At 58.1% G+C, this 11,149-nt stretch carries 11 protein-coding genes; 8 read left to right on the plus strand and 3 right to left on the minus strand.

Annotated features, from left to right (window positions below):
- Positions 1-149: 149 nt before the first annotated feature.
- Positions 150-1,946 (minus strand): glycoside hydrolase family 15 protein, encoded by a 1,797-nt coding sequence (locus V9G17_10245; protein ID MEI2752975.1) that lies wholly within the window; start codon positions 1,944-1,946, stop codon positions 150-152.
- A gap of 38 nt (positions 1,947-1,984) precedes the next feature.
- Between V9G17_10245 and V9G17_10250 the strand changes: the two genes are divergently transcribed.
- Together V9G17_10250 and otsB are read left to right on the plus strand one after the other, a co-directional pair.
- Positions 1,985-4,216, plus strand: coding sequence for a trehalose-6-phosphate synthase (locus V9G17_10250; GenBank protein ID MEI2752976.1), 2,232 nt, complete (start codon positions 1,985-1,987; stop codon positions 4,214-4,216).
- 17 nt (positions 4,217-4,233) lie between these two features.
- On the plus strand, positions 4,234-4,998 hold the full coding sequence (gene otsB / locus V9G17_10255) for a trehalose-phosphatase (GenBank protein MEI2752977.1): 765 nt from the start codon (positions 4,234-4,236) through the stop codon (positions 4,996-4,998).
- Here the strand turns inward: otsB and V9G17_10260 are convergent.
- The gene (locus V9G17_10260; protein ID MEI2752978.1) at positions 4,995-5,480 is read right to left on the minus strand and encodes a macro domain-containing protein; all 486 of its coding nucleotides are present in this window, start codon (positions 5,478-5,480) and stop codon (positions 4,995-4,997) included. The genes otsB and V9G17_10260 overlap by 4 nt on opposite strands.
- Before the next feature lie 221 nt (positions 5,481-5,701).
- Between V9G17_10260 and V9G17_10265 the strand changes: the two genes are divergently transcribed.
- The 3 genes from V9G17_10265 (at position 5,702) to V9G17_10275 (ending at position 9,094) form a co-directional block, all read left to right on the plus strand.
- Positions 5,702-6,535 (plus strand): polyphosphate kinase 2 family protein, encoded by an 834-nt coding sequence (locus V9G17_10265; GenBank protein ID MEI2752979.1) that lies wholly within the window; start codon positions 5,702-5,704, stop codon positions 6,533-6,535.
- Positions 6,536-6,747: 212 nt separating this feature from the next.
- Positions 6,748-7,461, plus strand: coding sequence for a DUF4412 domain-containing protein (locus V9G17_10270; protein ID MEI2752980.1), 714 nt, complete (start codon positions 6,748-6,750; stop codon positions 7,459-7,461).
- A gap of 1,099 nt (positions 7,462-8,560) precedes the next feature.
- The gene (locus V9G17_10275; GenBank protein ID MEI2752981.1) at positions 8,561-9,094 is read left to right on the plus strand and encodes a mechanosensitive ion channel domain-containing protein; all 534 of its coding nucleotides are present in this window, start codon (positions 8,561-8,563) and stop codon (positions 9,092-9,094) included.
- A 97-nt stretch (positions 9,095-9,191) separates the two neighbouring features.
- Here V9G17_10275 and V9G17_10280 read toward each other — a convergent pair whose 3' ends face one another.
- Entirely contained in the window at positions 9,192-9,797 is a 606-nt protein-coding gene (locus V9G17_10280; protein ID MEI2752982.1) for a glycerophosphodiester phosphodiesterase family protein, read from the minus strand.
- Here V9G17_10280 and V9G17_10285 point away from each other — a divergent pair.
- The 3 genes from V9G17_10285 (at position 9,729) to V9G17_10295 (ending at position 11,034) form a co-directional block, all read left to right on the plus strand.
- Positions 9,729-9,881 carry a hypothetical protein gene (locus V9G17_10285; protein MEI2752983.1) on the plus strand — a complete coding sequence of 51 codons (153 nt, stop codon included), beginning with the start codon at positions 9,729-9,731 and terminating at the stop codon, positions 9,879-9,881. The genes V9G17_10280 and V9G17_10285 overlap by 69 nt on opposite strands.
- Positions 9,882-10,111: 230 nt before the next feature.
- Positions 10,112-10,600: a CBS domain-containing protein gene (locus V9G17_10290; GenBank protein MEI2752984.1), complete on the plus strand. Its 489-nt coding sequence runs from the start codon at positions 10,112-10,114 to the stop codon at positions 10,598-10,600.
- An 86-nt stretch (positions 10,601-10,686) separates the two neighbouring features.
- Positions 10,687-11,034, plus strand: coding sequence for a 4a-hydroxytetrahydrobiopterin dehydratase (locus tag V9G17_10295; protein ID MEI2752985.1), 348 nt, complete (start codon positions 10,687-10,689; stop codon positions 11,032-11,034).
- The last annotated feature ends 115 nt before the right edge of the window (positions 11,035-11,149 follow it).

Here is an 11,149-nt window from a genome sequence, read left to right on the forward strand (position 1 = left end):
TGCCTTCACTTCCGTGTCGAGATGATCATTCTTGCCATGATCACATGATGTCGTGGCGCCGACGACCAACCCCTCTTGTCCTGCAGGTTCTACTTCAATATCCGTAGGCCCCTGCCATGAGCCTGTACGGTGGGATTGATGTGCGCGGGCTACAGTACCGTCGTCCAGGACGGACTGACGGCGAAGGCGGCGTTGATCAAGCCGACGTGGGAGTAGGCTTGAGGAAAGTTGCCGAGCTGGGTGCGGGTTTCGGGTACGAAATGTTCGGAGAAGAGCCCGAGGTGGTTTGCGCCGGTGAGGACCTGGGCCATGATCTGCTGCGCTTCCGCCATCCGCCCGAGTCGCGCGAGCCCTTGGACGACCCAGAAGGAACAGATGACAAAGCTGGATTGCGGCCGTCCGAAATCGTCTGTGCGGAGATAGCGAAAATAGAAACCGGTTTCCTTCCCTCCTGCTTGCACGGCCAGGGTTCGTGCAATGCTCTGCATCGTGGATTCACAGACGTCCCGGTTGGGAAAGCCGAGAATCGCCGCCTGAGCCAGCGAGGCATCGTAGGTGTCGTCTTTGGGGCCGTTTCGAAGCGAGCCGTCTTTCATGGCGTTCAGGAGTGCCTGTGCGGCGCGTGCGCGCGCCGCGTCGAGGTCGAACGTCAACGAGGGCAGAAATCCGGCCTTGTGCATGCGGTGGGCCCGGTCGAGCCCGGCCCAACACATCAAATTGGAAAACGAATGTTCCTGCCAGCCATTACGAATCTCCCACAGTCCGGCGTCGGGCTGGGCGATGGTCCGGTCGCATAACCGGGCGAGGTTGGCGACGAGTTGTTCCTGGTCTTTGGTCCGCAGATCGTAGAATCGATTGTCGGAGAAAATTGGGGTCAGCGCGAGGACCAGTTCGCCGTAGACATCGTTTTGGATATGTTCGGCGGCCTGATTGTTGTTGCGCACCGGAGCGCTCCCGCAAAAGCCGGCCCAGTTCCGGTGTTCGGTTTCCGGCAGCGGGAGATCCTGGCTGAGGGTATACACCGGTGCGAGTCGTTCCCGAGAATGTTCATGCGTGTAGGCGATGTTCAGCAGGAATTTGAGAAATCCTTCCATCTCTTCGAAGTGGCCGAGATTGTGGAAGGCGGTCAGGGAAAAATACGCGTCGCGCAGCCAGCAGTACCGATAGTCCCAATTCCTGGGGCCGCCCGGCTCTTCCGGAAGGCTGGTGGTCAATGCGGCGAGGATGGCGCCGGTGTCTTCATAACAATGGAGCTTGAGCGCGAGCGCGGACCGAATGACTTCTTCCTGGTGCAGCACCGGGATCGAACAATGTTTGACCCACATGCGCCAGTAGCGAGTGGTCTGGTCGAGGAATTCGTGACTGACCTTGGCGAGGTCATCCTCGATCCCCAGGCCCCAGGTGAGGGCGAAGTATGTTTTCTCGGTGAGGGCGAAGGGGCGTTCCTCGTACAGGTAGGTCAGGGGCATGTTGGTCAATAATCGGAGATACTCACCCCGGATGTCATACCGAACATGACTGTTCCCACGCATGCCCCGGGCATATTCTTTTCCCCATCCTGTGACCGGGCGACAACTCACGCGGATCGACGGAGTGCCGGCCAGCGGTTCGACGATGCGAAAGAGGGCGGCTGGCCGGTACACACGGCCGTATTGTTCGAAGCGCGGGCAGAAGTCCGTGATTCTGAAGGTGTCACCCTTTGACGTGGATACCTCGGTCACCAAGATATTTGTATTAGGGAGGTAACGCTGCGTCGTCTTGACTTGAGCGGAACTGGTAGGGCTTGATATGGAGAAGTGTCCGCCCTCGGGATCGAGGATGCGGCCGAAGACCGGTTCGCTATCCGGTCGCGGCAGGCAGAGCCAGTCCACAGACCCGCTTTCATGAATATGGGCGGAGATGTGGCAATTGCCGATGAGGCCGTAGGGGTACATACCCTCGACCATAAAAGATTTTGATTCCAAAGTAAACTGTAGGAGTACACATGCGTCTGTCCCTTCGGTTTATTCTTCCTCTCCTGCTGGTGTTGGGCGTTGTGGCCTATAGCGTGGTGCCCCTGGTGGACTCGCTTACGCTGAAGTGGTTCACGCGCGATCTCGAAAGCCGCTCTAAATTGCTGGCCAGCACGATGGAAGTACCGTTGGCGGACTTGGTCATCTCCCGCTCGCGGACGAAGATCTTCGCGTATTTTCACAAAGTCATTCAGGATGAGCGGTTGTATGCACTGGGTTTCTGCGATACCCAGCAGCGCCTGCTGTACCAGACCCTGACCTACCCCGACCAATTGTCCTGCGAAAGTCTGGCGCACCTGGCGCCGGGCTCGTCGGAAGTGGTGGAGTTTGCGCAGGGCCCGCTGCACGTGGTGGTGGCGATTATTCAGTCGGGGGGCAAAGTACAGGGTCGATTGATGCTGGTGCATGACATGAGTTTTGTGCACCAGCGCAGCACCGATACGAAGTGGTACATTTTTTATCTGTTTGTTGGGTTGGCCGGGTTGATATCAGCGGTGACGGTGCTGGTCGCGCAGCTGAGCTGGAGGGGCTGGGTGGCCGGCGTGCGGGCCATGTTGACCAGCAAAGGGTTGCCGGCTGAATCCGCCGGAATCCATTCGCCGGAACTGCATCCGGTGGCGCAGGATCTTCATGCGCTGGTGCGGGAATTGGAAGCTGATCGCCGGATGCGCGATGAAAGCCAAATCACCTGGAGTCCCGCCAGCCTCAAAACCATTCTGCATGAACATCTGTCGGGCGATGAAATTCTGATTGTGTCGAATCGGCAGCCCTACATCCACAATCGACGGGGGCAGAAGATCGAGGTGCAACTGCCGGCCAGCGGGCTGGTGTCCGCCCTTGAACCGGTGATGCGGGCTTGCTCGGGTGTGTGGATCGCCCATGGCAACGGCTCAGCCGACCGGGAAGTGGTGGACAGCCGCGATCACGTACGGGTGCCGCCGGATCATCCCTCGTACGATATTCGTCGCTTGTGGTTGTCGCCCGACGAAGAATCCGGGTTTTATTATGGGTTTTCCAATGAGGGCCTCTGGCCGCTGTGCCACAACGCGCATGTCCGTCCGACGTTCCGGACTTCCGACTGGGAGCAATACGTGGCCGTGAACGCACGGTTCGCGCAGGCGGTGGTGGAAGAGGCCAAGACGGATGATCCGGTGGTCCTCGTGCAGGATTACCACTTTGCACTGTTGCCGAAGATGGTGCGGGAGAAGCTGCCGAACGCGACCATCATCATGTTCTGGCATATTCCCTGGCCCAATTCTGAGAGCTACGGCATCTGTCCGTGGCGGCAGGAGATTCTGGAAGGCTTGCTCGGCAGCAGTATTGTCGGCTTCCACACCCGTGAGCATGGCAACCATTTCCTCTCCTGCATCGATCGCATCCTGGAAGCACGTATCGACCGCGACAGCTCCACGGTGTCCTACGGCGGACGCTTGACTGCGGTGAACCCCTACCCGATTTCCATCGAATGGCCGTCGCGCTGGTTGGAGAATCAACGGCCGGTGCCGGATTGCCGGGTGCACATCCGCGAGCGCCATGCGATGGGACCCGATCGGCTGGTCGGGATCGGTGTGGACCGTTTGGATTACACCAAAGGCATCATCGAACGATTCCTCGCCGTCGAACGGTTGTTCGAGCTGCAGCCAGAGTGGATCGGCAAGTTCTCCTTCGTGCAAATCGCCGCGCCGAGTCGGACGATCATCGATCAGTACCAACATTTCCACGACCAAGTTTATGCGCTAGCTGAGCGCATCAATAAGCGATTCGGCCGCGAGGGGTATGAGCCGATTGTGTTGAAAGTGAAGCACCACGAGCCGCCGGATGTGTATGAGTACTACCGGGCTTCCGATCTCTGCTTCGTCACGAGCTTGCATGACGGCATGAACCTGGTCGCCAAAGAATTCATCGCGGCCCGCGATGACGAACAAGGCGTATTGATCCTCAGCCAGTTCACCGGCGCGGCACAGGAGCTCCCCGAGGCCTTGGTGGTCAATCCGTACGATATCGATCAGTGCGCGGCGGCGTTACATATGGCGCTGTCTATGACTCCAAAGGAGCAACGCGCCCGCATGCGAAGCATGCGCGGGCTGATTCAGGAATTTAATGTGTATCGTTGGGCCGGTCGCATGCTCATGGATGCGGCACGGATGCGCCGTCGTATTCGCGTGATGAAGCAGGTGGGGCAAGCTTCAGGACGAGGGCGGTAATCGCACCGATGCAGGACGTGCTCAGCGCTCCAGGTAAGCGTGCTCTCGATCGGCTGGCCGGCCAGGCCGAGGCGTTGTTTGCCTTTGATTTCGACGGGACACTCGCGCGAATCGTTCAGGATCGGCATGCCGCTGCCCTCACCGAACCTATTCGTGCGGCCCTGCATGCTGTGGCGGTCGCCGCACCGACAGCGGTCATTTCGGGGCGGTCACTCGACGATCTTCGCCCGCGCATAGAGGGCATCTCCGCGCACCTCATCGGCAATCACGGGCTTGAAGGGCTGCATACGTCGGAGCGGGTCATGCACCAAGCTCAAGAGTGCTGTCGCGCGTGGCTCAAGACGGTTTCAAAAGATGAGCGGAATCTGACGCGGGTCGGGGTGATCGTGGAGGATAAGACCTATTCCCTGACGTTCCACTATCGGCAGGCCTGTTCTCCTCAGCTCGCGCGTGAGGCGATCTTTCATACGGTTTCGATGTTGACCCCTTCGCCGAGGCTCGTCTTGGGGAAAGCGGTGGTGAACGCCATCCCGTCCGGCAATCTCCATAAGGGATCCGCGATGTTGGAATTGATGCACCAGCTGAAGAGTTCCGGTGCGCTCTACGTCGGCGACGACGATACCGACGAAGATGTGTTTTCGTTGCCGGATGAGCGCATTGTGACGGTGCGCATTGGAAAGAAAGTTGCGACCGCCGCACAATGGTATCTTGCGCGGCAGTCGCAGATCGGACTCTTGCTGCAATACCTTACCCTGGCGCGCCGCCGGCTGACGCCGTCCTAGGCTTCCTGCGCCGCCACCCCTTTTTTGTACTGACCGTAGATGTACACAGGAATATTCAGCTCTTTCAGGACCTGCTGGAGCAAGGGATAGACCTTCTCCCATCCTAGACCACCGACTCCCGTTGCTAGACGAGGCAGTGCGACGCTCGTTACCTGATGCTCCTGCAGTTCCTTCTTCAGTGCTTGGAGCGCATGATTCACGTTGGGCAAGGTGGCCTTTCCGGGATGATCCTGATCGCTGGCCGGCGGTTCTTGCGTAAACAGATTGATGATGACCGGCGAATTCGGACCTTTCCAGGACCAGGCGCCGCCCGGTTTGGGATTGTAGGTTTGGCAATAGTGGCGGAAATCTTTGTACATCCCCGGCCACTGCTCGCGGAGCGACAAGGCTAAGCCCTGCTTAAAATTGTCGTGGGGAGCAACGCCGTGTGCAATGGCGCCGGCGGTGGATAAGAGGATGTCTCCGTTCACTTCCTTGAGCATGACTGACGCCTCCTTGAGTTAGGAATAAGGTCACTTCTTATCACATAAGGCTGCGTCCGGTTCAATCAATGGAGCGGGGGAATAAATTTAATTTGCAACCAGGAATGCGACTCGTTTCATCGCCGATAGAGTCGCTCGCCATGACGGCGTACAGGTCTCTTCTTGCATGAAGGACTCGTATGAGGAGACGCGTGTCTTGATCAGTGAAGGGAGGGACTCTCGTGAAGAAGGATAGGATGAACGCCTATCGCATCGAACCCGGCTGCCGGCCGGCATTAAAACGATTCGATCCCGACGACACCGGGGCGTATAAAAAGAATGAAGATGGGAAAACCAAAGCCAAAGCGGCCACGGCCGAACTCATTGCAACACTCGATCAATTGCAGGAGCGTCTCTATGCCAACGGCACGCGTGCGTTGTTGATTGTCTTACAGGGAATGGACACCAGCGGCAAGGACGGCACAATTCGCAGTGTGATGTCCGGGGTCAATCCGCAAGGCTGCAAGGTGGTGTCTTTTAAAACGCCTTCCGCCGAAGAGCTCTCCCACGACTTCCTGTGGCGTGTGCATCAGAAAGCGCCCGCCAGGGGGCAAATCGGAATTTTCAACCGCTCGCACTATGAAGACGTGTTGATTACACGGGTGCACGGCTGGGTTTCGGGCAAGGAGGTGAAGCGCCGGTTCAATCAGATCAAGGAATTTGAGGAACTCCTTGCCGAGAACGGGACGGCCATTCTGAAGTGCTTTCTCCATATTTCAAAGGATGAACAGAAGGCTCGGCTGGAAGACCGCATTCATGATCCAGAGAAGCGTTGGAAATGGAATTCGGGAGATCTGGAAGAGCGCAAGCTCTGGGGCGAATATATGACGGCCTTCGAGGAGGTTCTTGCGGCGACCAGCAGCGACCGGGCGCCTTGGTATATCGTGCCGGCCAATCGCAAATGGTATCGCAATTTCGTGGTGGCCGAATTGGTGGTCCAGGCGCTGACGGCGATGAAGCTCTCGACCCCTCCGGCTCCCAAGGGAGTGAACTTCAACACGTTGAAGATTGTGTAGCGCGGGGCCGTCGGCATGCAGGGGGGAGTCAGCGGGCGGCCTCCACCTTCGCTTACGCTCCGGCCGGTGCTGTCGACTCTATGCCCTGCAGGATGAATAGTCGTCGAACCTGAGCGAGATGATAGGATGGTCCAGTGAGATGAGGCGGTCACAACGGGTGCAACCGCAGGACGCGCGGTCGCAGCGCGCGTCCATGATGGAAGGAGCGTAACATGCGCATGGTCATGCTGGGTCTAGCAGGAGGCATCCTCCTGACGGCTGTTGCAGCGGTCGTGTCGGCGAGTGATTTTGAGGGCCTCATGCTCCTGAATGAGACAAGCGACGGGGCGACGATGCAGCAGCAGTGGTTTCTGAAGGGCGACAAATTGCGGTTTGAGGAAACAGGCCCGGATGCGGATAAGGGCGCTCTGATCTTCGATGCAAAGAAGAAGATCATGTACAGTCTTCAGCATGACGAGAGGATGTATGTGGAAATTCCCACGGGGGAGACGTCTCAGGTTCCGCCGGAGAGGTCGGAGGACGTCGTGATCGTCAAGACCGGAAAGCGCGATCAGGCCGCAGGGTATTCCTGCGACATCTATCACACGAAAGACAAGTCGGACGGCAGCACCGGCGAGCTCTGCATCGCGAGGGGGATCGGGAATGCGGCCATGTTGGGAATGATGAGCGCACAAGCGGGAGGCGCCTCGTTGCTGCCGGGGTGGATGCGTGAGCTCTTCAAGGACGGCGGGTTTCCGATCAAGGGCGTGGATCGTGATGCCAAGGGGAATGAGGAGGCTCGCTGGGAAGTGATAAAAATCGAAAAGAAAAGTCTCGACGATAGGTTGTTCCTCCCTCCCGCCGACTATAAGAAACAGGATATGGCGGTGATCAGGCAGCCATTCGATGGTGCGATGAAAGAGGGGCGTTCTCCGGCGGACCGGTAAGGCTGCTGGTTGCCGGCCGCCACCCCACCCCCGTATTGACAGAATTTTTCGAGGAGCGTAGAGAGGATTTGCGGCCCGATTGCATCGTGGTAGCTGGGAGACCGGACAGACCGCGCGGCTGCCGTCTAGATCTCCCACTGATTCCCGCAACAGAGAGGAGGGTGGACGATGAACGATATGACTCCACCTGGCCCGTGTGGCCTGCCGAATTGAAGGCAGGTGTCTCGTCGGTTCTGCCGGTCGGTTCTCTCTTGGCTATGCCTCATGGCATTGAAGGCGCACGGAGGTCCCTCATTGCGTCATGCCTCTCAGCGGAGGACTGGTCGTGGTTTCTCTATCTTGCCTGTGGATGACAGGCTGTGTTTCTCTGGCGAGATGTTCCTGCCTCACGTTCGATTCGGCAGGTCTTTACGGGCCGCGACATGACGAACAGCACTCGGCGTCCTAAGCGCCACCCGGGGGCTCCTGTCCACGCAGGGGCCCTTGTCGGTGAGAGATCTCAAGCAGTCCGCCAGTTCAGGATAGATGACCAGGGCCAATTTCCCTATTGACAGGATTTTCTAAGGAGCGTAAGAGGGGAGAGTGTATTCCAAGGGCTGTGTTAACCGTGACGAGGCGATGGACAGTGCGCGCCTGTTCGGGAGACCTCGCCACTCCTCAACCGGGGAGGGTCACACATGGAAGAACTTACGCCACCGGATTAGAACGGCCCGCAGAGTCGCGGGTGACCTGATCGTCGGTCGTGGTTGACGGATCCTTCGCGGGCTTGTGCCTCTCGGCACTATCCGATAATCGGATAACAGCCACAAAAAAAGAGAAGGATTCGATCTAAACACGAGGCACACAAGTTCCCGGGGTAGATTACCCCCCGACGGATATCCTGACACCCCGTCTTCTCGAACGGGTCCCGAGTCTCCGATCACATCATCGATTTTTTCGGCGTCCCAAGCGCCATCCACGGGCGACCTCCCACCGCAGTGTAGGGTCGCCCGTGGCATTTTATCGTCCTGGCCCTCCCATCTTGTTCAGACCTTCTTCCATGGCATACAGTCGTCCGAACTGTTCAGCGCAGATCACGCGTTGAGCCATGGAGGTGCCTATGTCTTTTCTGGATGTGTTCGTCCGTGGAGATTTCATCAACCCTGCGACATGGGTCGGGGCTGTGTTTTACGCATGCTTCTTCATTCTGGTCGCCTGGTTTTTGGCTCGTACGATCAAGCTGGGGGTGCGCCGGGCCGGAGTTCTCTTGAAACATCAGGCCGCGTCGACGCTGTTGATCAGGCTAGGGCAGATCGTGGTCTACACCTTGGCGGTCATTTTCTATTTTCATACGATTCCGCAACTGCATTCCGTGGGCACGGCCTTGCTGGCCAGTGCCGGAGTGACGTCGATTCTCTTCGGGTTTGCCGCGCAGACGACGCTCAGTAATCTGGTGTCAGGCTTCGCGTTGCTGTTCTATCATCCGTTCGAGGTGGGCGATCGTGTGCAGCTCTCGGCGCCGACCGGCCTTGAGACGGGGGTGATTGATGCCATGACGATGGGGTATATCCTGGTGAAGACGGGCGACGGCCGCGACATCGTGGTGCCCAATAGCGTTGCGGCGGTGCAGATCGTGGTGAAGCTGGCTTCGTAGAAGAAGCGCTTCTGGCGAATGGCGTATCGCCCAGATCAGTGACCGGACCGTTCTCTTTCCGAGCCATAGGCCATGAGCCATCTGCCTCGTGGCGTGCTCAGATGCGGTCGGGAAAGTCGGAGACGATTCCGTCCACGCCCATCTCACGCATACGTTGGATGTCGTGCCGTTCGTTCACGGTGTAGGTGAAGACCTGCGTTCCGAGGTTGTGGTAGGTCTGGAGCAACAGGGGTGTGACGGTCGAATAGTGGAGTCCGACGTGAGTTGCCGCTACGGCAACGACATCTGCGACGGGGTCCTGAGGAAGGTGGCGAGGGTGCAAGACCATCAACTTCGCCTCGGGATCGACTTGCCGAAGGCGACGGAGTTCTGAGATGAGAAAGGACGCATAGATCAACGTGCCGGGGAAGCCGGTGCGTTTCACGATCGCGCAGGCCTCGTTTCCAATTCCTTCTACTTTCAGTTCGAGAATCATCCCGATGGCTCCCCCGGCGATGTCCAACGCTTCCTCCAACGTCGGTACGCGTTGCCAATTGCCCGCGTCCAGTCGTTGGATCTGCTCGAGTGACAACTCGGCCACGTGACCGGGTTTATTGGTGGTGCGATCGATGGTCTCGTCGTGTAACAGCACGAGATGACCGTCGTTGGTTGCGCGCAGGTCGATTTCGACGAAATCTGCGTGAAAGGATCGGGCTTTCCAAATCGCGGCGAGCGTATTCTCAGGGGCGTGGCCGGCGGCTCCCCGATGACCGATGCGAAGGACGGTGGCGATAGCGACCTCGCGTAAGATGGCCTGGGAGAATCCTCCCCGATTTCCTACAGACGGTTTGCGGGGGGAGGGGCTTTCTTTTCGAACCCCATTTCCCTACCATATTTCGCGTCAGTCTGCAAAGCATCTCCGCAGTCAGAGGGCAAGTCGTTGGTGACGGAGGCGTCGACGAGAGCGAATGATGAGGCAGAACACGTTCCCCTACGGGTGATTTCTTAGCGAGTCGCCGTGCGTGAAAGGAGGCTGCCATGCTTGTCCAAGATGTGATGTCCACCGGTGTGGTCACAGCCAGACGAAACGAATCCGTGCGTTCCGTGGTCACCAAGATGCTCAGTCGTCATTGCGGCGCGATTCCGGTCGTGGAGGACGGCGAGTTGTTGATCGGCCTGGTGACGTTGCGCGATGTCTTGATCCCCCTCTATCCCAATTACGGCGAATATATTCATGACAATGTGCACAGTCGGGATTTTATTGAGATGGAGGATGCGTATGCGGATGTCCTGACCCAGCGGGTCGAGGAGGTCATGAGTGTGAATCCATTGACGGTGACGCCACGGACTCCCGTGCTGGAAGCGGCATCGTATATGGGCGTGAAGAATTTTCGACGCATTCCGGTGGTCGAGAAAGGCACATTGGTCGGGATGGTCAGTGTGGGGGATATTAATCGAGGGTTGTTCTTTGAGCGCGGACATGCTGCATTGGAGCACCAACGTGCGGCGCAGCCCTCAGGGTACTAGGGCGGTTGCGGGACAGAACGGGCAGCTCGTAGAATAGCGCCTTCTCGAAACCACTGACGATTGTCACCGTCTGCGAAGGAGATGTCATGAGTCTGGCCGACAAGAAATGTATTCCCTGCCGGGGCGGGGTCCCTCCCCTCCCTGCAGAGCGTACGGAATCGTTGCTGCAGGAATTGGGACGCGGGTGGTCACTCAATACCCAGGGCCATCTGGAGCGGTTGTATACGTTTAAGGATTTCGCACAGTCGCTGGATTTTGCAAATAAGGTCGGGGTCGTGGCTGAAGCCGAGGGCCATCATCCGGATCTATATGTGGCGTGGGGTAAATGTAAGGTCGAGATCTGGACGCACAAAATCAATGGACTCACGGAGAGTGATTTTTATCTGGCCGCCAAAGCGGATCGTGAATTTGACCCGTTCCGGGCTGGAGCCTAACCCGGACCAGTCATGGCGCATGTACTGCGACAACCGATCTCCTCGCCCGGCGCGAACGTTTTCGCTCGTCCTCCTCGATGGCTCGCGGTATTTTCCCCTGCGTCGCCCTCTCCGC

This window comes from Nitrospira sp., from assembly GCA_037045225.1.
Taxonomy (GTDB): Bacteria; Nitrospirota; Nitrospiria; order Nitrospirales; family Nitrospiraceae; genus Nitrospira_A.

Bases quoted from the DNA above. Each gene is read 5' to 3' on its own strand.
- V9G17_10245 (MEI2752975.1), bottom strand. From the start codon at position 1,946: ATGGTCGAGGGTATGTACCCCTACGGCCTCATCGGCAATTGCCACATC.
- V9G17_10250 (MEI2752976.1), top strand. From the start codon at position 1,985: ATGCGTCTGTCCCTTCGGTTTATTCTTCCTCTCCTGCTGGTGTTGGGC.
- V9G17_10260 (MEI2752978.1), bottom strand. From the start codon at position 5,480: ATGCTCAAGGAAGTGAACGGAGACATCCTCTTATCCACCGCCGGCGCC.
- V9G17_10270 (MEI2752980.1), top strand. From the start codon at position 6,748: ATGCGCATGGTCATGCTGGGTCTAGCAGGAGGCATCCTCCTGACGGCT.
- V9G17_10275 (MEI2752981.1), top strand. From the start codon at position 8,561: ATGTCTTTTCTGGATGTGTTCGTCCGTGGAGATTTCATCAACCCTGCG.
- V9G17_10285 (MEI2752983.1), top strand. From the start codon at position 9,729: ATGACCGTCGTTGGTTGCGCGCAGGTCGATTTCGACGAAATCTGCGTG.
- V9G17_10290 (MEI2752984.1), top strand. From the start codon at position 10,112: ATGCTTGTCCAAGATGTGATGTCCACCGGTGTGGTCACAGCCAGACGA.
- V9G17_10295 (MEI2752985.1), top strand. From the start codon at position 10,687: ATGAGTCTGGCCGACAAGAAATGTATTCCCTGCCGGGGCGGGGTCCCT.